General features: G+C 41.8%; 15 protein-coding genes and 1 CRISPR repeat array. Of the genes, 4 read left to right on the top strand and 11 right to left on the bottom strand.

Going from position 1 to position 20372, the window contains the following annotated elements; all coding sequences use genetic code 11:
* Nucleotide 1: 1 nt before the first annotated feature.
* Nucleotides 2–1293: a CRISPR direct-repeat array (repeat unit 36 nt; unit sequence GTTTTAGAGCTGTGTTGTTTCGAATGGTTCCAAAAC).
* Between the two features lie 45 nt (nucleotides 1294–1338).
* From PG086_RS09590 to pbp1b, 6 genes are all read right to left on the bottom strand, one after another.
* A complete protein-coding gene (locus tag PG086_RS09590; protein WP_084852993.1) occupies nucleotides 1339–2019 on the bottom strand; it encodes a rhomboid family intramembrane serine protease in 681 nt (226 codons plus the stop codon).
* Nucleotides 2003–2542 carry a 5-formyltetrahydrofolate cyclo-ligase gene (locus tag PG086_RS09585; RefSeq protein ID WP_084852992.1) on the bottom strand — a complete coding sequence of 180 codons (540 nt, stop codon included), beginning with the start codon at nucleotides 2540–2542 and terminating at the stop codon, nucleotides 2003–2005. Before PG086_RS09585 ends, PG086_RS09590 begins: the two co-directional genes overlap by 17 nt.
* Nucleotides 2543–2553: 11 nt before the next feature.
* Nucleotides 2554–3684: an N-acetyldiaminopimelate deacetylase gene (locus tag PG086_RS09580; protein ID WP_270748829.1), complete on the bottom strand. Its 1131-nt coding sequence runs from the start codon at nucleotides 3682–3684 to the stop codon at nucleotides 2554–2556.
* Nucleotides 3685–3753: 69 nt separating this feature from the next.
* Nucleotides 3754–4452, bottom strand: coding sequence for a 2,3,4,5-tetrahydropyridine-2,6-dicarboxylate N-acetyltransferase (dapD, locus tag PG086_RS09575; RefSeq protein WP_084852990.1), 699 nt, complete (start codon nucleotides 4450–4452; stop codon nucleotides 3754–3756).
* Nucleotides 4453–4536: 84 nt separating this feature from the next.
* Nucleotides 4537–5448: a DMT family transporter gene (locus PG086_RS09570; protein WP_109290266.1), complete on the bottom strand. Its 912-nt coding sequence runs from the start codon at nucleotides 5446–5448 to the stop codon at nucleotides 4537–4539.
* Between the two features lie 77 nt (nucleotides 5449–5525).
* A complete protein-coding gene (gene pbp1b, locus PG086_RS09565; protein WP_167266514.1) occupies nucleotides 5526–8027 on the bottom strand; it encodes a penicillin-binding protein PBP1B in 2502 nt (833 codons plus the stop codon).
* A 140-nt stretch (nucleotides 8028–8167) separates the two neighbouring features.
* Between pbp1b and tyrS the strand changes: the two genes are divergently transcribed.
* Nucleotides 8168–9424, top strand: a complete 1257-nt coding sequence (tyrS, locus tag PG086_RS09560) for a tyrosine--tRNA ligase (protein ID WP_270748827.1) — start codon at nucleotides 8168–8170, stop codon at nucleotides 9422–9424.
* Nucleotides 9425–9501: 77 nt separating this feature from the next.
* Here the strand turns inward: tyrS and PG086_RS09555 are convergent, their stop codons facing one another.
* Together PG086_RS09555 and PG086_RS09550 are read right to left on the bottom strand one after the other, a co-directional pair.
* Nucleotides 9502–11565 (bottom strand): heavy metal translocating P-type ATPase, encoded by a 2064-nt coding sequence (locus PG086_RS09555; protein WP_045618039.1) that lies wholly within the window; start codon nucleotides 11563–11565, stop codon nucleotides 9502–9504.
* A gap of 1 nt (nucleotide 11566) precedes the next feature.
* A complete protein-coding gene (locus PG086_RS09550) occupies nucleotides 11567–11845 on the bottom strand; it encodes a DUF6110 family protein (protein ID WP_000910909.1) in 279 nt (92 codons plus the stop codon).
* A 151-nt stretch (nucleotides 11846–11996) separates the two neighbouring features.
* On the opposite strand from PG086_RS09550, the gene PG086_RS09545 reads away from it, so the two are divergent.
* The gene (locus PG086_RS09545; protein WP_070534834.1) at nucleotides 11997–12845 is read left to right on the top strand and encodes a putative RNA methyltransferase; all 849 of its coding nucleotides are present in this window, start codon (nucleotides 11997–11999) and stop codon (nucleotides 12843–12845) included.
* 110 nt (nucleotides 12846–12955) lie between these two features.
* Here PG086_RS09545 and PG086_RS09540 read toward each other — a convergent pair whose 3' ends face one another.
* The 3 genes from PG086_RS09540 to malQ form a co-directional block, all read right to left on the bottom strand.
* Nucleotides 12956–13162, bottom strand: coding sequence for a hypothetical protein (locus PG086_RS09540; protein ID WP_009013759.1), 207 nt, complete (start codon nucleotides 13160–13162; stop codon nucleotides 12956–12958).
* A gap of 250 nt (nucleotides 13163–13412) precedes the next feature.
* A complete protein-coding gene (gene glgP, locus PG086_RS09535; protein WP_167266524.1) occupies nucleotides 13413–15671 on the bottom strand; it encodes a glycogen/starch/alpha-glucan family phosphorylase in 2259 nt (752 codons plus the stop codon).
* Nucleotides 15672–15695: 24 nt separating this feature from the next.
* Nucleotides 15696–17213, bottom strand: coding sequence for a 4-alpha-glucanotransferase (malQ, locus tag PG086_RS09530; RefSeq protein WP_000747313.1), 1518 nt, complete (start codon nucleotides 17211–17213; stop codon nucleotides 15696–15698).
* Nucleotides 17214–17685: 472 nt separating this feature from the next.
* Here malQ and PG086_RS09525 point away from each other — a divergent pair, with 472 nt between their 5' ends.
* Both PG086_RS09525 and PG086_RS09520 read left to right on the top strand, forming a co-directional pair.
* Complete coding sequence (locus tag PG086_RS09525; RefSeq protein ID WP_270748822.1) at nucleotides 17686–18954, top strand: extracellular solute-binding protein; 1269 nt, start codon at nucleotides 17686–17688, stop codon at nucleotides 18952–18954.
* 124 nt (nucleotides 18955–19078) lie between these two features.
* Nucleotides 19079–20371 (top strand): sugar ABC transporter permease, encoded by a 1293-nt coding sequence (locus PG086_RS09520; RefSeq protein WP_000414947.1) that lies wholly within the window; start codon nucleotides 19079–19081, stop codon nucleotides 20369–20371.
* Nucleotide 20372: the final 1 nt, after the last annotated feature.

Genomic DNA, 20372 nt, shown 5'->3' with positions numbered 1-20372 from the left:
TGTTTTAGAGCTGTGTTGTTTCGAATGGTTCCAAAACAGAGGGTTCCAGGGGTTCAAGGATAGCGCTGTTTTAGAGCTGTGTTGTTTCGAATGGTTCCAAAACTCCTCCTTTCTGTTGAAATTTTGACTAAAAGTTTTAGAGCTGTGTTGTTTCGAATGGTTCCAAAACGCCGTGCAGCTAAGGTTACTCCGTTCCTAGGTTTTAGAGCTGTGTTGTTTCGAATGGTTCCAAAACAAGAACGCGCAAACGGGATGATCCCAGCAGGTTTTAGAGCTGTGTTGTTTCGAATGGTTCCAAAACATAGTCTAGAACAAGATAAGGAACTGTAACGTTTTAGAGCTGTGTTGTTTCGAATGGTTCCAAAACGCGCGTAGTCGCTTATTTGGAAAATGTGGGGTTTTAGAGCTGTGTTGTTTCGAATGGTTCCAAAACCGAACAGATAGATTGAGTTGAATTTAGCCTGTTTTAGAGCTGTGTTGTTTCGAATGGTTCCAAAACAATCAATCATGTTATATAATATTATGTTAGGTTTTAGAGCTGTGTTGTTTCGAATGGTTCCAAAACCGTTGTTTTGTTCAAGTGTAGTTCCGTACTGTTTTAGAGCTGTGTTGTTTCGAATGGTTCCAAAACGGACTTGGATTTCAAAACCAAAGTCGTCATGTTTTAGAGCTGTGTTGTTTCGAATGGTTCCAAAACTGGTAAATAAGTGAGAAATGCCATAAATGCGTTTTAGAGCTGTGTTGTTTCGAATGGTTCCAAAACCCAAGTATGATATAGTTTTGTTAAAAATGAAGTTTTAGAGCTGTGTTGTTTCGAATGGTTCCAAAACATGACAATGTACCTGGTCGTTTTGGTGAATGTTTTAGAGCTGTGTTGTTTCGAATGGTTCCAAAACAGAGGGTTCCAGGGGTTCAAGGATAGCGCTGTTTTAGAGCTGTGTTGTTTCGAATGGTTCCAAAACTCCTCCTTTCTGTTGAAATTTTGACTAAAAGTTTTAGAGCTGTGTTGTTTCGAATGGTTCCAAAACCGACCTTGAGCCTTTGCTTGAGGCTTTCGAGTTTTAGAGCTGTGTTGTTTCGAATGGTTCCAAAACGCCGTGCAGCTAAGGTTACTCCGTTCCTAGGTTTTAGAGCTGTGTTGTTTCGAATGGTTCCAAAACCAAACCTCAATCCAATCCGCTACAACCTGTGTTTTAGAGCTGTGTTGTTTCGAATGGTTCCAAAACAAAGCACGTAAGAACCTTGATTGGCTGATTGGTTTTAGAGCTGTGTTGTTTCGAATGGTTCCAATCTACACAAAAAGCTACTCATTCTTTGAGTAGCTTTTTAACTATCCCCCTACACATAGCTCATTCCCTTATAGCAAAGGAAAACGGCTAGTGCGATAAAAAGTACAGTTGCTCCGATTCGCTGGCTGGTACTATACATCCTTCTCTCCCATTTGACTGGAAAGATGACTGCTAGAAAAGCACCGCCTACTGCACCTCCGATATGCCCAGCTAGGCTGATTCCTGGAATCAGAACACTTCCGATAATATTAATCACAAAAAGTGTCAGATAGGATTGCCCCAACTGCTGGATATAGGGGCTGCGAGTTGCGTAACGCAAAACGATAATCGCAGCAAATAGTCCGTAAAGAGAAGTGGATGCTCCTGCTGCTACAACTTTCGGTGTGAAAGCAAAAACAAAGAGATTGCCCATCATTCCCGATAAGAGATAGAGAAAGAAGAACTGCTTAGAGCCGAAAATCTCCTCCACCTGTCGTCCAAGAAAGTAGAGTGAAATCATATTGACAATGAAATGCTCCCATCCAATATGCACAAATATAGCCGAAAATAGGCGCCAAATCTGCTCTGGGAACAGGCGAATGATCGGTCCATACATAGCTCCAAACTGAAACAGAGTTTTGGCCTGATCAAAGTTGATACCCGTAGTAATCAGCATCAGTAAAAATACAAGGCCAGTCACTAGGAGGAAAAAACTGGTCACAGGATAACGTTTATCAAAGATTTCCTTCATAGATTAGCACCTCCTGGACGGGAATATCATGGTTTTCCAAGTTAAACTCCTGAACTTGACAAGGATAGATTGTACTCATGGTATGCCCAGCAAAATGTTCCAGATAGCGGTCGTAGTATCCTCCACCATATCCGATTCGATAGCCTTCTGTCGTAAAAGCTAGCCCTGGAACATGAATCAAATCAATCTGAGACGGTTCCACCACTTCCAAGTCTCCTTGCGGTTCCAGTAAACCAAAGGAAGTTTTTACCAACTGCTGCGGATGATAGACCACAAAGTCCATGCGCCCCTTGGGATAGGTTTTGGGTATCAGAACCTTTTTGTCGTCCTTCAGCGCCTGCTCAATCAGTTCCTTCGTTTGAAATTCATGCGGAAAGGAGAGATAAGTTGCGATGGTCTTAGCTTTTTGGTAAAAAGGGTGTTGTAAGAAACGCTCAGTTAAAGCTCGATCCATAGCCTGTTTTTGCTCCTGAGATAGAGTCTTCATTTCTTGCAAAATTTTCTTGCGTAGTTCTGCTTTCATAGACAATTCCTCTACTCTGCTGCCTTCTTTTTCAAGAAACTAGAGAATGCATCTACCCCAATGGCTATGGCTTCTTCCTTAGGACTCATCTGAGGGTGATGAAGGGCGTAGGGACTATCGATACCTAGCCAGAACATAACGCCATCTACCTTCGAAAGGAGATAGCCAAAGTCCTCACCGGTCATAGCAGGCTCGATATCAATCAACTCGATTCCGTCTTTCTCTTCAAAAAAGTCCATCAGTTCACGCGCCAAGGCTGGATTGTTCTCCACAGGTAGGTAGCCTCCTTGCTTGAGTTCTACTTCGACTTCCATATCAAAGGCTGCTGCAACACCTTCTGCGACTGTCTTGACTCTTTTTTGTACCAAGAGGCTCATGTCCTGAGTCAAGGCCCGAATGGTTCCGTGTAAAAAGGCTGTGTCTGTAATGACATTGTTGGTTGTTCCAGCTTGGAAAAGACCAAAGGTCACCACCGCTCCCTCGATGGGATTGACATTGCGGCTGACAACTGACTGTACTTGGGTCACAAAGTAACTAGCAGCCACCAAGGCGTCATTGGCTTCATGGGGAAAAGCTGCATGTCCTCCTTTTCCTTTGAAACGAACCTTCACCTCACAAGTCCCTGCAAAGAGCGTATGGGTGTTGGTCGCAATCTGTCCAACCTTCAGATCCGGACGAACATGGAGACCATAAAATTGGTCTGGCAACCAGTCCCCAAAAGCACCATCCTCATACATGAGCATCCCACCGGCTTCATTCTCCTCAGCAGGCTGAAATAGGAAGAGCAGATTATTTTTGGGTTGCTCCTCAAGAGCGCGCTCAAGACAGCCCAAGGCAATGGTCATATGAAAATCATGTCCACAAGCGTGCATACGACCTTGGTGTTGAGAGGCGAAAGGTAGACCTGTTTGTTCGATGATAGGCAGGCCATCAATATCTGTCCGCCAACCAATGGTTCGCTCCGGCTGATTTCCCTGCAAATAGACCAAAATACCTGTCCGCCAAGTACGAACCTGAACAAAATCCTTGCCCGTAGTCAATTTTTCAATCATATCCAGCAAATAAGCCTGAGTCTTAAACTCCTCCAAGCCAATCTCTGGAATCTGGTGTAAATCTCGTCTAATCTGAATCAAATCTAACATCTATCGATCCTCCTTTTGATAGAAGAAAGAGGCTGGAAAAAGGGTTCCGCCTCTTTTTTACTTTTACAATTACAAGGTACGAAGCGCATCCTCAAGCGCTGTTTTTTGTTGGGTTTGGGCATCAATTTCTTTGATAATACGAGCCGGAACACCTGCCACTACCACGTTTTCTGGAACATCTTGGGTAACGATAGCTCCTGCTGCAACAACTGAACCACTGCCGATTTGAACTCCTTCGATCAACACTGCATTAGCACCGATAAGAACATTATCTCCGACACGGACTGGATCTGCGCTAGCTGGCTCAATTACACCTGCCAAAACTGCACCTGCACCAACGTGGCTGTTTTTCCCAACGATAGCACGGCCACCAAGGATGGCACCCATGTCAATCATGGTTCCAGCACCAATTTCAGCACCGATATTGATAACAGCTCCCATCATGATAACAGCATTGTCACCAATTTCAACCTGGTCACGGATAATAGCACCTGGCTCGATACGAGCGTTGATCGCACGTTTATCTAGCAAAGGAACTGCAGAATTACGAGCATCTTGCTCGACAACGTAATCTTGATTTTCTACCAAACCTTCAAGAAGCGGAGCGACATCCTTCCAGTCTCCGAATAAAACATTTCCTAGTTTGACAACAGAGCTAGGCACAGCAGATGCGAGTTGCCCCTCAAAGGTTACTTTGACACTGGTTTTCTTTTCAGCATTGGCGATAAATTGGATAATTTCTTGAGCGTTCATTTTTGTAGCAGTCATAGGCGCCTCCTGGTTCGTTATAATGATACCTATTCTACCAAAAAAGGCCTCAAATTTGAAGCCTCAACTATCAAATAAGCATCTTTACTTGGCTTGTTTTGCTTCTTCTACAGATAAGAAAATCATCGGAACGATAATCAACACCATAGCTAAAGCCAAAAAACCATCCATGACCAATCCCAGAAAAAGAACACTTAATAAAGCTGAAGAAAGCGGTTCGCTAGCACTCACCACCGATACGACCAGCGGGGAAACGAGGGACACAGCCTTCATAGATAGGAAGAAGGCAAAAGCAGTCCCAAACACGGCAATCATCAGACAAATCAGCACACTTACCAGATCCACTTGAAAACTTATCTGATAAATAGGGTAAAGGAAATTACTAAAGAGTCCTGCCAGAATCATCCCCCAACCAACAGTCGGAACAAATCCGTAGCGCCGTGCAAAACGCTGAGGCAGGATAACATTAAACATGACCCCTACTGCACTGAGCAAACCTGTTACTAGAGCCAAAGGTGTCATGGATAACTGGGACAAGTCCCCTTTTGTAGCCATCAAAAAAACACCTAGCATGGCAATCAAAACATAGAAAACTGCTGTAGTCGAAGCCTTCTTCTGATAGATGATTCGATTGTAAAACAGGATAAAAACTGGGCTGATAAATTGCAAAATGGTCGCCGTCGTCGCATTCGAATACTCAACGCAGAGATAAAAGAAAAACTGCACAGAAAAAATACCTAGAATAGCATAGGCTAAAAAAGGTAGATAATTTTTCTTATCACGCCAGATGTCCAACAAGCGGCTACGCAACTGAAAGGCAGATAGACCTAAAACCAAACTCCCCGCCACTAGTAAACGCATAGAAGTAATCCATCCAGAAGACACTGGATAATGAGTGAAAAAATACTCTCCTAAAATCCCACAGATCCCCCAGATTAGGCCTGAGAGTAGCGAGTATAGTGTTCCCTTAACAATCTTTTTCTGATAATGATTCATACTCCTATTGTAACACGAAACCAACAAAGAAAAAAGTAGCAACAAGGAGAAATTACTAACCTTGCTGCTACTCTATCTTAGCGATTAAACAGACGTGAACGTCCTGAAGAGCCACTCTGAGTATTTCCACTCGAACTTGTTGTTCCCGAACTGCTACTTGAGCTTGGAGGAGTTACTGCAGGGATGCTTCCTAGAATATTCTTCCAAGCATTCTGATAATCTGCATCGCTTCCTCCAATAGCAAAGCGGTAGGTGGTTACTGGTGCCCCTTCTTTAGTAGCCCAGTAACTTGTTACGGTAGAACCGGAAACGTTGACTTCTTTGCCATTAATTGAAACCTTGCCCGGTTTCTCCCCTGTAGACTTGAGAACTTGTGACTTGGTCACACTTGAGTCAAGATTAAAGCGCTCATTCCCCCAAATTCCAGGTTTTGCTTGTTGAATGGCATTAACCAAGTGGGCCATATAGTTGGCATTGCGGTAGTGGCCCGCCCCTTTGGCTAGTGGGCGGTTGTCATCGTGACCTAGCCAGCCACCCAAGGTCAAGCGAGGCGTAGAAAGCATAAGCCACATATTTTCATCTTCATTGGTTGTACCAGTTTTTCCAATCCAGTCGGCACTAGCGAGGCTTGGATTGATGGTAGCCAAGTCTGTTTGGAAACTTGAGGTAATCCGAGATGAGATAACATCGCGAAGCAAGCTTTGCATGATGGTCGCTGTCGCTTTTGAGTAAACTTGGACAGGTTTATCTTTATGTTCATAAACCACTCGACCATCTGTTGATTCGATCTTCGCAATCATATGTTTCTTATGGTAAACTCCGTTGTTGGCCAAAGTCTGATATCCGTTAGTATGCTGAGCAACTGTAACGTCAATTCCTCCGCCCATCGGTAAACTCTCAATACCATATTCTGGGATTTCGTAACCCATTTTTTCCATATAGCCTTTAACATCAACACCCTTCTCTCGAAGTGTACGATAAGTCCAGTAGGCTGGGATATTCCATGAGTAGTTAAGGGCCTCCCCTAACGTCATCATCCCTGTACCAGGACTATTGACATACATGATAGGATTGCCGTTTGAAAAGTTGGTCGGATAGTTTGATAAGATACTTGCACTTCCCATCAGACCTTGGTCGATGGCAATACTGTAAGCCAATATCGGCTTAGTAGTCGAAGCAGGAGAACGTTTTGTGTCGATAGCGTGGTTATTCTGATTTTTTTGATAATTGCGACCACCGACAAACCCAAGAATAGCTCCTGTTTGGTTATCCATGAGGACATTCCCCACCTCAGGCTGGCCTGTCGAATCATCTAGCAGATAGCCGTAGGTCGCCACTGCATTTTGCATCGCAGCATGAACATTTTTATTGATAGTCGTCGTAATCTTATATCCACCATTTTCAATTTCCTTAGTCGCTAAATCACGATAAGCTTTCTGGATGGATTCATTCTTTTGCTCTTGTACAGAAACATTATCTCTCTGAATCAGATAGTCATACATCCGATCAGTAGCTTCTGCCAAGGTTGCGAAGTAGAGATAGTCACGCGAAGTACCACTGACACTACCAGATGGTAAGAAGTCTTTCTTAAAATCATAATCCTTGTACTTGTCGTAATCTTCCTGACTTAGAGCCCCTGTCCGGTACATATTATAGAGAACATCTCTAGCCCGTTTGACCCCCAGAGCCAAATCCTCCTCGCTCTTCATACTACCGTCAGATTCATAAGGAGAGTAACTAATTGGGCTCTGTGGCAATCCTGCGATAAAGGCTGCTTGAGGGACCGTTAAATCCGAAGCCTTAACCCCAAAGATCCCTTCTGCAGCCTGTTGGGCACCTGCAATATTTTGTCCTTTATGATTGCGACCAAAAGGAGCAATGTTAAGGTAGGTTGTTAAAATCTCATCCTTACCCATAGCTCGCTCTAAAGCTAGAGCATCAATGATTTCTTTAGCCTTACGAGCTAGAGTGGGAGCATCTCCCACCACTTGCTGCTTGATAACCTGCTGAGTCAAGGTCGAACCACCACTGGATGACCCCAGACCGACAAAAGTTCCCAAGGTCGCACGAATAACGGCCTTAGGCACGACTCCCTTGTGCTCGTTGAAATTCTCGTCTTCTGTCGCAATGATAGCCTTTTTAAGATTATCCGAAATAGCACCTGAAGCGACTGAAGTGCGCAACAAATCGCCCTCGATCGAGGCAATGGCACTGCCGTCAGAATAAGTGATTTCTGAGATAGAGGCAATATCCTTCACTTGCTTGACCAACTCTTCTGCTTGAGGGACCTGGGCCTTGTCAAATAGGGCAACTCCATAACCCATAGCCACCCCAGCACCAAACAGTCCACCGATAAAACCTAAGATAAAGAGAGTGTTGAAGGCCACTTTAAAAGCACTCAAAATCTTAGCGAAAATAGGCCCTGCCTTTCTAACTTTATCAGAAGAGGTCCCCTTTTTACCGGTTTTCTTATCAGCTAGTTTTTCTGCTAGTCTTTTCTTCCATTTTGCAATTCGTTGCATTAGTTGCTGGAAAAAATGCAGCATTTTTGTTTTTAATTCATCAATTCTTTCTTTCATGAATGTCCTCGCTTTCTCTATTATACCATAAAAGGAAAACTTTCAATAAAATAGCCACTTTCTTCCCTATTCCACTAGGCTATTAATCAAGTTTGTGATACAATAGGTAGAAACAATATTTTATAAAGGAGAAAAGACACATGCACATTTTTGATGAGCTAAAAGAGCGTGGTTTGATTTTTCAAACGACTGATGAAGAAGCTTTGCGTAAAGCCCTAGAAGAAGGTCAAGTTTCTTATTATACTGGCTACGATCCAACTGCTGACAGCCTTCACCTCGGTCACCTTGTCGCAATCTTGACAAGTCGTCGTTTGCAACTAGCAGGTCACAAACCTTATGCGCTCGTTGGCGGTGCTACAGGTCTCATCGGAGATCCGTCCTTCAAAGATGCTGAGCGTAGTCTCCAAACAAAAGACACAGTAGAGGGCTGGGTCAAGTCTATCCAAGGACAACTTTCTCGTTTTCTTGACTTTGAAAATGGGGAAAATAAAGCTGTCATGGTCAACAACTACGACTGGTTTGGCAGCATCAGCTTCATTGACTTCCTCCGTGATGTCGGAAAATACTTCACTGTCAACTCCATGATGAGTAAGGAGTCTGTGAAAAAACGGATCGAGACAGGGATTTCTTACACTGAGTTCGCTTACCAAATCATGCAAGGATATGACTTCTACGTCCTTAACCAAGAGCACAACGTAACCCTACAAATCGGTGGTTCTGACCAGTGGGGAAATATGACTGCTGGTACCGAATTGCTTCGTCGCAAGGCTGACAAGACTGGTCACGTTATCACAGTGCCACTCATTACAGATGCAACTGGTAAGAAATTTGGTAAATCAGAAGGAAACGCTGTTTGGCTCAACCCTGAAAAGACTTCTCCATACGAAATGTACCAATTCTGGATGAACGTCATGGACGCTGACGCTGTTCGCTTCTTGAAGATCTTTACCTTCTTGTCACTGGACGAGATTGAAGACATCCGCAAACAATTTGAAGCAGCACCACACGAACGCTTGGCTCAAAAAGTCTTGGCTCGTGAGGTCGTAACACTTGTCCACGGTGAAGAAGCCTACAAGGAAGCCCTTAACATCACTGAGCAACTCTTTGCTGGAAACATCAAAAACCTTTCTGTCAAAGAACTCAAACAAGGACTCCGCGGGGTACCAAATTACCAAGTCCAAGCTGACGAAAACCACAATATCGTGGAACTCCTCGTATCATCTGGCGTGGTTAACTCAAAACGCCAAGCCCGCGAGGATGTTCAAAATGGAGCTATCTACGTCAACGGTGATCGTATCCAAGACCTTGACTATGTCTTGAATGACGCAGATAAGTTAGAGAACGAACTCACTGTTATCCGTCGTGGTAAGAAAAAATACTTTGTATTGACTTACTAAACTGTTCAACATTTATCTATAAACAAAGGAGTTAACCTCGAGAAAGGTAACTCCTTTTTGCTGTTAATAACTCTCATCTATCTATTTTTAATAGACAGACTACGCAAGACAATGCGCAAGGTTGTTAGATTATGTAAGATAGAGAGATTTGAAGGACTGAGCCAATTAAACAAGCCAAAGCCAATCAAACTACTATTTACGACAACGGTATCTTGAATATTCTTCTTGATGAGTATTTGCAAAGATGATGATAGCGAATCCAACTCTTGGAAGAAATCCAAGCGATTATCTAACAATAAGATATCACTCATCTGCTTAGAAATATCTGCGCTTTCATTCATCACCACACCGATATCTGATAGGGTTAGAGCCGCTGAGTCATTCAATCCATCTCCAACCATCAAAATAGTGTGACCTGCTTTCTGCAGTTCCTCTACTAACTCAAATTTCCCATCAGGTTTCAAGTCTGTATAGACCTGATCAAAGGGCAAATCTTTGACTAATTCCTCTGTTCTAACCAAGGTGTCCCCTGTTGCCAGAATCAATTTTTTCCCTTGTGCCTTAAGTTTCTCCAAGGCTGCTTTTGCTTCTTTTCTCAAAGGAGTATGAATGCAGAACATTCCAATCAATTCATTCTGGTAGGCTAAGAATAAGAGATTGTAGTGATTCTTGTACTCTTCAATCAAAGCATGTTGTTCCAAACTAATATGAATCTGCTCATCCTGCATCAAGACATAATTTCCAATAACAACTGGTTGGCCATCTATATGGGATTTGATTCCCTTACTTGCGATATATTGGAGTTTCCCATGCATTTCCTCATGTTCAATCCCCTCTATCTCGGCTTGTTTGACAATGGCATTAGCAATAGGATGATAAATGTGTTCCTCAAGACAGGCACTGATTCTGAGAATATCTTCCTCGCTATAGTCCCCAAAAGGTAACACCTTTTCAACTATAGGATAGCTAGTTGTGATTGTTCCTGTCTTATCAAACAAGAAAGTATCAACTTCCAGATATTTCTCTAGAACATCCCCATCCTTAATCACCATTTCACGGTTCAACCCCTCTTTGATAGCTGTCAAATAAGCTACAGGAGTAGAGATTTTCAAAGCGCAGGAGAAATCAACCAATAGGAATGAAATAGCCTTAGAAAAAGAACCTGTTAATAAGTAAGTCAGACCAGCCCCCAAGAAATTATATTTGACGACCTTGTCCGCCATCTTGATGAAATAGCGTTGTTTAGTTTTCTTGTTTTCTTCAGATTTCTTCATCAACTCAATCAGCTGTAAAATACGGCTGTTCATCTGATTATCGGTTACACGAATGCGTAGCTCCCCAGTTTCCAAGACTGTGTTTGCACAAACCGAATCAGACTCTCTTTTTTCAACTGGAAAACTCTCTCCCGTCAAGGAACTTTCGTTGACCATACCTAAACCTGAAACTACTTGTCCATCAAACAGAATTTCATTTCCTTGAGATAGGACCAAGACATCTCCTATTTGAACATCGGAACTCTTGATACTAACGACCGTATCGCCCTGTACTAAGAATACATCGCTCTCTTTTGCAAGAAGACTCTGTTCTAAATCTGTTGCAGTTTTTTTCAAGGACCACTGATCTAAATGATTCCCCAAATCAAGCATAAACATGATGTTGCTGGCAGTCTTGGATTGGTTCATAAACAAAGACAATAAAATAGCCGAACAGTCCAAGACTTCCATCGTTAGTTCCTTACGCGCTAGTGTTTGATAGGCTTCTTTAACATATCCAAAAGCCTGATAACAAGTCCATATATAGCGAATAGGAGACGGCACAAGACTACGAAAAAGCACACGCTTAATCGCTGCACCTGAAACGATAGAATAGGCACTCTCTTCTCTACGAACAGGAAGAGTCATCAACTCAGAAACTTTCCCTTTATCAATCCTTTTTAAAAAGGCTTCTGCATTGTCTAATACAGAGAAGCCTTCTTTTATACGTAGGGTAAAGTGCTGTTGATCCATGTAAAACTGGATAGACTCAATTCCCTTCTCATCTCTCGCCAAGGAACGAAGATAGTCTTGAATATCCAAGGTAAGTGAAAAAGAAGATGATAGTCGGATATGTTGATATCCTCTATATAGCACTTTAAAAGACATATTATTCTCCTATAAGGCTATCTAATTGCTCTTCTTTTTTCTCTTGCTCATACAAATATTTAGCATCTTGCAAAACATCGTCTCCATGTTGTTTCACAACAGAAACAGATGCATCTAGCTCGTCTTTCAACTTGTAAGCCTTAGCCAAAGCTTTAGAATAACCTTTTTTAGCTTCCTTACTTGCTAAGATTTTCAAACCAAGGGTACCAAATGCGACACCACCCAAAAATAATGAAGATTTTTTCGCAACTTTTGCAACGGTTAATACTTCTTTTAACATACTTATTTCCTCCTTATCATTATTATATAGCAATTTAGATATAAAAGCAATTTCATTTTATAAATTGGAGAATTAGTTTTATTTCTACTGAATCTCCCATCTACTTGCTCCTAAAGTTGCTTTCACTTGCCTCTTTTGATACACTTAAACTATGAATACAAATCTCAAACCCAAACTTCAGCGCTTCGCTGCTGCGACTGCCTTTGCCTGTCCTATCTGCCAAGAAAATCTAACCTTAGTAGAGAGCAGTCTCAAGTGTAGCAATCGTCATTCTTTTGACTTGGCAAAATTTGGCTATGTCAACTTGGCTCCTCAAATCAAGCAATCTGCCAACTACGACAAGGAAAACTTTCAAAACCGCCAAGAAATCCTAGAGGCTGGCTTTTATCAGGCTATCTTAGAAGGTATCTCCGACTTACTAGCCACTAAACCATCCGCAAAAACAGTCTTGGATATCGGTTGTGGCGAAGGCTTCTACTCTCGCAAGCTCCAAGAAAGTCACTCTGACAAAACCTTTTACGCCTTTGATATTTCAAAAGATTCCGTTCAAATCGCTGCCAAGAGCGAACCAAACTGGGCGGTCAACTGGTTTGTCGGCGACCTGGCTCGTCTTCCTATAAAAGACGCCAGCATGGATATCCTGCTTGATATCTTCTCGCCTGCCAACTATGGGGAATTCCGTCGCGTTTTATCCAAAGACGGTATTTTGATCAAGGTCATCCCAACCGAAAATCACCTCAAAGAAATCCGTCAAATGGTGCAGGACCAGCTGACAAAGAAGGATTATTCCAACCAAGATATCAAAGAACATTTCCAGGAACATTTCAGAATCCAATCTAGTCAGATTGCTTCCTTAACAAAACCTATCTCGGCTGAGCAACGCCAAGCCCTGCTTGCCATGACGCCCTTACTCTTTCACGTTGACCATACCAAGATTGACTGGAGCCAACTGACAGAGATTACCATTGAAGCAGAGATTTTGGTTGGGAAAGCACTGTAATTAAAACTTTCAGATAAGACAAAAACCCGCACCTCTTCTTGAGGCGTGGGTTTAAATCACGATTTTTCAACTGTCTATCCGAAAAGTGGAAAAAATTTTAACCTCTCCATTTATTTTCGATTCGAAATGACAAATTTATCAATGAATAATAAGTGAAATGAGGCAAGTGTAATCCCCAAATAGCACCCATGATAAGAGATTTCTTGATGGGTAAGTGGAAAAAGAGTACGATTCCCCATCGAGAGTGATGACAAAACCACAAATAGTATCCAAAATAAATCAGTCCATTTATATTTTGAAAAATATTTTTTCCACATAAAAACACCTTCTTTCTTCACCACAATGCTATTATAATACAAATTATAAGCGGATACAAGAAATACGAGGCCATCAACTACGAAGAATCATGAGACTGAAATACAGTAAAAAGCAGTATTTCTAAAACTTCAACGTATCTATGATTTATCTCTTTTTAGACCTGATTGGCTAAAATCCACATCATTCAAAAAAGCGAATTTCAATTGAAATTCGCTTTTTTTACAAAGTGATTAGTATAAATTTTGTATCTTAGTTCAAGTGCCAGATATCTTCGTTGTACTGAGCGATTGTACGGTCAGATGAGAAGAATCCTGCTTTGGCAATGTTAACGATGACTTTATCCAACCATGCGTCGCGGTCTTCGTAGTCAGCAAGCATTTGCTCTTTGACTTTAATGTAGTCTTCCAAGTCAAGGAGAGTCATGAACCAGTCTTTGTTGATCAATTCGTTGTAAAGACGTTCCAAGCGTTCTTTCTTGCCTACTGCAAGAACAGCGTCACTCACGATGAAGTCAACTAATGGTTTGATAGCTTTACGAGCGTAGAATTCGCTTGATTTGTAAGCTGCTTTTGCGTAAAGGTCGATAACAGTTTCTGAATCTTCACCGAAGATGTAGATATTTTCGTCGCCAACCAACTCAGCAATTTCCACGTTAGCTCCGTCCATAGTACCAAGAGTCAAAGCTCCGTTCAACATGAATTTCATGTTACCAGTACCTGAAGCTTCTTTAGAAGCAAGTGAGATTTGTTCTGAGATATCACATGCTGGGATGAGGAAGCTTGCTGCAGTAACGTTGTAGTTTTCAACCATAACCACTTGCAAGTGTGGAGCTACTTCTGGATCATTTGCAATCACTTCTGACAAGCAAAGGATCAAGTGAATGATGTCTTGGGCGATTGTGTAGGCAGGAGCTGCTTTACCACCAAAGAAGACTGTGATTGGACGAGCAGGGATGTTACCAGCCTTGATATCAAGGTATTTGTGGATGACATACAAAGCGTTCATTTGTTGGCGTTTGTACTCGTGAAGACGTTTGATTTGGATATCAAAGATAGAGTTTGTATTGATTTCCACACCTTGGTGATCTTTCAAGTGACGAGCCAATTTACGTTTGTTGTGAGCCTTGATGCTTTCCAATTTTTCTTTGACAGCTGCTTTGTCTTCGTAAGACAAGAGTTTTTCAAGCTCATCTGCTTCATGGTGCCATCCCTCTCCAATAATCTCATCCAAGTAGTGAGATAGTCTTGGGTTGGCATGCATGAGCCAACGACGGAATGTGATACCGTTTGTTTTGTTGTTGAATTTTTCTGGGTAGATGTCGTAGAAAGCTTTCAACTCTGAATTCTTCAAGATTTCAGTGTGGAGTGCTGCCACCCCGTTTACGCTGTATCCATAGTGGATATCCATGTGAGCCATGTGTACACGGTCGTTTTCATCAATGATTTGAACAGCTGGATCTTTGTATTCTGCTTTCACACGACGGTCCAATTCTTTGATGATTGGTACCAAGTGAGGAACCACTTCTTCCAAGAATTCAAGAGGCCATTTTTCAAGGGCTTCAGCAAGGATTGTGTGGTTAGTGTAGGCAGTCATGCTACGTACGATTGAGATTGCTTCATCAAGTTCGATACCACGCGCAGTCAAAAGACGGATCAATTCAGGAATCACCATTGAGGGGTGAGTATCATTGATTTGTACAACTGCGTAGTCCGCAAGGTCATGCAAGTTGCTTCCTTTTTCGATCGCTTCGTCGATGATCAATTGTGCACCGTTTGAAACCATGAAGTATTGTTGGAAGATACGGAGCAATTCACCTTGCTTGTCGCTATCGTCTGGGTAAAGGAAGAGAGTCAAGTTGCGAGCGATATCTGTCTTGTCAAAGTTGATACCATCTTCGATGATAGAAGAATCAACTGAATCCAAGTCAAACAAACGCAAGCGGTTTTTAGTAGCTGTCTTGTAACCAGGTACATCGATATCGTAAAGAGTAGATGTCAATGTGAAGTGTGCAAATGGCACTTGGTAGCTACGGCTTGAGCGTACCAACCAGTTTTGCTCAGTCAACCAAGCGTTAGGAATCGTTTCTTGTTGGTTGTTTTTAAGAACTTGTTGGAAAAGACCGAAGTGGTAGTTCAATCCAACACCGTCACCATTCAAACCAAGTGTAGCGATTGAGTCGATAAAGCAGGCTGCCAAACGTCCCAAACCACCGTTACCAAGTGATGGTTCCAATTCTACTTCTTCGATTTCGATCAACTCTTTACCTGCAGCTGCAAGTTCTTTTTTCACATCGTCGTAAAGACCAAGGTTAATCAAGTTATTTGACAAGAGTTTACCGATCAAGAACTCAGCTGAGATGTAGTAAACTTTTTTCTTACCAGTGTTGACTGGTTTTTGACTGCTAGCAAGCTTGCTGTAGTTGAGAAGAGCAAGGTAAAGCTCTTCATTGCTACATTCTGCAATAGTTTTATTGTAACGTTTTTGTACAAATTCGTTTAATGGTAACATGTTTATGTGTCTCCTGATAATGTCTTATTTCTTTAATTCTACCAAATTTTCATTAATTCGGCGATAAATTGTAGTCAAGTCAAGCAAAGTTTCTTCAACAGCTGGTGTGAGTTGGTCTGCTGTCATACGCCATGACCAGTTTCCGCCAAGAGTAGATGGGAAGTTCATACGAGCTGACTCATCTAGTTCTAGCAAGTCTTGCATAGTGGCAATAGCCATGAAGCTAACGGATGAAAAGATTGTGCGAAGCATTGCGTGTGGCACTGTTTCATACTCTTTACGGTTCGTGTAGCGCGCCATGTATTCACGAGTTGGATCGTCGATTTCATTACGGTACCAACCAAGAACCGTATTGTTATCGTGTGTTCCTGTATACATAACAGAGTTGGCAGGTGCCAAGTGTGGGCTATCAATACTTTCGTCTTCTGGATTGAAGGCGAATTGAAGAATCTTCATTCCTGGGAAGCCAGTGCGTTCACGCAACTCGATGACTTCATCTGTCATGAAACCAAGGTCTTCTGCGATGATGTTTAGCTCACCAAGCTCTTCTTTAACAGCTGCGAAGAGTTTGTAGCCAGGACCTTTCACCCATTTACCAGGTGCTGCTGTATCGGAACCAGCAGGAATTTCCCAGTAAGATTCGAAACCGCGGAAATGGTCGATACGAACGATATCGTAAATCTTGAAGCTTTCACGCAAGCGTTCAATCCACCATTTGTAACCGTCTTTGTCCATTGCTTCCCAGTCATAGATTGGGTTTCCCCAAAGCTGACCAGTGGCAGAAAACTCATCTGGTGGGCATCCTGCGATGCAAGTTGCTTTACCAGTGGCATCTGTCTTGAAGAGATGTGGATTTGCCCACATGTCGCTTGAATCTTCCGCAACATAGATTGGCATATCTCCAACGATTTCGATGTGGTTGTCGTTAGCGTAGGCTTTCAATTTCAACCATTGTTGGAAGAAGAAGTATTGAGTCACACGGTGGTAAACCAACTTGTCTGCCAATTTCTCACGGTAGCTTTCAAGTGCTGAAGCTTTACGCGCACGAGCGTCTGCATCTGGCCATTCTGTCCAAGCAAGATTGTCAAAATGCTCTTTAATCGCCATATATTCTGCGAAGAGTTCGAGCCATGATTGGTTGTCTTGAGCAAACTTCTCAAAATCTTTGACATCACCCACTTCCAAGAAGCGTTTCACAGCTTTTTCTAAAAGTGGACGACGTGCGTAATAAATCTTCGCATAGTCAACTTCAGATGCATCGCTACCAAAGTCAACACCTTCAAGGTCACTAGCTTCCAACAAGCCTTGCTCTACCAAGATATCAAGGTCGATAAAATGCGTATTTCCAGCAAAGGCTGAGAATGATTGGTATGGAGAATCTCCATAGCTTGTTGTCCCAAGAGGGAGGATTTGCCAGTAACGTTGCTTCGTACGAACCAAGAAATCGACGAAATCATAGGCAGTCTGACCAAATGATCCAATCCCGTATGCTCCTGGTAGAGAAGAGATGTGCATCAACACACCACTTTGACGTTTTTTCATAATAGCACCTCATATGTTTGTTATAAAACGTTGCGCAATCAAGGCGCAAACGTTTGCGTTAATTTAAGTATAACGCATTTCAAAAACAAATGCAAGCGTTTTTAAAAATTTTTTTGAATTATTTTTATCTAACTAAAACTTATTCCCACTGATATTTTATGAAATAAGCGAAAAAATTTTAAAGATTTTCTGATTTAAGATAATTCATTCCCAATATCTGCTCTATTTTCTGAAAAACTGAGCCGAATTTACGCAATCGTTTTCCTAATATATTTTCAATTCAAAAAAACAAACATTTTAAGTTCTTTCCTATATATAGGCTTTAACAAATGTTTGAAACCTTAAAATTTTTTTAAAAAACTTTTTAAAAAAGCTTGCAACCGTTTTCTATTTGTGCTATACTAGGCTCATAAAAGAAAACGTTTGCGTTTTCTAAATAAATTATACTGTTATTCTTTAGGAGGAATACACTATGTCATCTAAATTCATGAAGAGCGCTGCTGTGCTCGGAACTGCTACTCTCGCTAGCTTGCTCTTGGTAGCTTGCGGAAGCAAATCTGCTGACAAAGCTGCTGATACTAGCTCTTCAGAAGCAAAAGAACTTACTTTCTACGTTGAAGACCAATATAAAGCCTTCGCTGAATCTGCTGCAAAAGCTTACGAAAAAGAATCTGGCGTAAAAGTTACTATCAAAACAGGTGACCAAATGGGTGGTCTTGATAACCTTTCACTTGACAACCAATCTGGTAAAGCCCCTGATGTTATGATGGCTCCATACGACCGTGTAGGTAGCCTTGGTACTGACGGACAACTTTCAGAGGTTACTCTTAGTGATGGTGCAAAGACAGACGATAAAACAAAATCACTTGTAACTGTTGGTGGTAAAGTCTATGGTGCTCCAGCTGTCATCGAATCACTCGTTTTGTACTATAACAAAGATTTGCTTAAAGAAGCTCCTAAAACATTTGCTGATTTGGAAAACCTTGCTAAAGACAGCAAATACGCTTTCGCTGGTGAAGATGGCAAAACTACTGCCTTCCTAGCTGACTGGACAAACTTCTACTACGCATACGGACTTCTTGCTGGTAACGGCGGTTATGTATTTGGCCAAAACGGTAAAGATCCTAAAGATATCGGACTTGCAAACGAAGGTTCAATTACAGCTATCAACTATGCTAAATCTTGGTATGAAAAATGGCCTAAAGGTATGCAAGATACTGAAGGAGCTCCAAACTTAATCCAAACTCAATTCCAAGAAGGTAAAACTGCTGCTATCATCGATGGTCCTTGGAAAGCTCAAGCATTCAAAGATGCTAAAGTAAACTACGGTGTTGCGACTATCCCAACTCTTCCAAACGGTAAAAACTATGAAACATTTGGTGGTGGTAAAGCTTGGGTTATCCCAGCAAGCACTAAGAACCTTGAAGGAGCTCAAAAATTTGTAGACTTCCTTGTATCAACTGAACAACAAAAAGCGTTCTACGACGCTACAAACGAAATCCCAGCTAATACTGAAGCTCGTACTTATGCTGAAGGCAAAAAAGATGAGTTGACAACAGCCGTGATTGAACAGTTCAAGAACGCTCAACCAATGCCAAACATCTCTCAAATGTCAGCTGTTTGGGACCCAGCTAAAACAATGCTCTTTGAAGCTGTAAGTGGTACGAAAGATGCGAAAACAGCTGCTAACGATGCTGTAACATTGATTAAGGACACAATCAAACAAAAATTTGGTGAATAATTGATTTGTTCAAGGGGGGTGGAAGCATAATCCCCCTTTGAATTTATAGATACGCCTATTATTATACGTACGTATCCTACGATTGAATCCGAGTTTTATCTCGCATCCTATGAAAGGAGTAATCATGGAAAAACAACAGCCTCGCAAAGCAGCCTTGCTGTCAATCATTCCTGGTTTAGGACAAATTTATAACAAACAAAAAGCTAAAGGATTTATTTTCCTTGGTGTTACCGTTTTATTTGTCCTGTATTTTCTAACACTTGCAACCCCTGAATTGAGTAATTTGGTCACTCTTGGTGACAAACCTGGTCGTGACAATTCACTTTTCATGCTGATTCGCGGTGCTTTCCATTCTATCTTTGTTGTCGTTTACTTGCTCTTTTATATCTTTAATATCAAGGACGCACATACGACTGCTAAACGTATCAACAACGGGATTCCTGTAGCTCGTACCTTTAAGGATATGATTAAAGGTATTTATGAGAATGGATTCCCATACCTTTTGATCATCCCATCGTATGTAGCGATGACATTTGCGATTATCTTTCCAGTTATCGTAACCTTGATGATTGCCTTTACCAACTATGACTTCCAACATTTACCACCAAATAAATTGTTGGACTGGGTTGGTTTAACGAACTTCACAAATATCTGGAGCTTGAGTACCTTCCGTTCTGCCTTTGGTTCTGTTCTTTCTTGGACCATTATTTGGGCCTTGGCTGCTTCTACCTTGCAGATCGTCATTGGTATCTTTACAGCAATCATTGCCAACCAACCATTTATCAAAGGAAAACGTATCTTTGGTGTTATTTTCCTTCTTCCTTGGGCAGTTCCAGCCTTCATCACTATCTTGACGTTCTCAAATATGTTTAATGATAGTGTTGGTGCCATCAACACCCAAGTCTTGCCTCTCTTGTCTAAGGTTCTTCCTTTCCTAGATGGAGCGCTTATCCCTTGGAAAACAGATCCAACTTGGACTAAGATTGCCTTGATTATGATGCAAGGTTGGCTAGGATTCCCATACATCTACGTTTTGACCTTGGGTATCTTGCAGTCTATTCCTAACGACCTCTACGAAGCGGCTTATATCGATGGTGCCAATGCTTGGCAAAAATTCCGTAACATCACTTTCCCAATGATCTTGGCTGTTGCAGCTCCAACATTGATTAGCCAATACACCTTCAACTTTAACAACTTCTCTATCATGTATCTCTTTAATGGTGGAGGTCCTGGTACTGTCGGAGGCGGAGCCGGTTCAACTGATATCTTGATTTCATGGATTTACCGTTTGACAACAGGTACATCTCCTCAATACTCTATGGCGGCAGCTGTTACCTTGATTATCTCCATCATTGTCATCTCTATCTCTATGATCGCATTCAAGAAACTACACGCATTTGATATGGAGGACGTCTAAG

Source organism: Streptococcus halitosis, from assembly GCF_027691175.1.
Lineage (GTDB): Bacteria > Bacillota > Bacilli > Lactobacillales > Streptococcaceae > Streptococcus > Streptococcus halitosis_A.
This window is presented reverse-complemented; position numbering and strand designations above follow the sequence as displayed.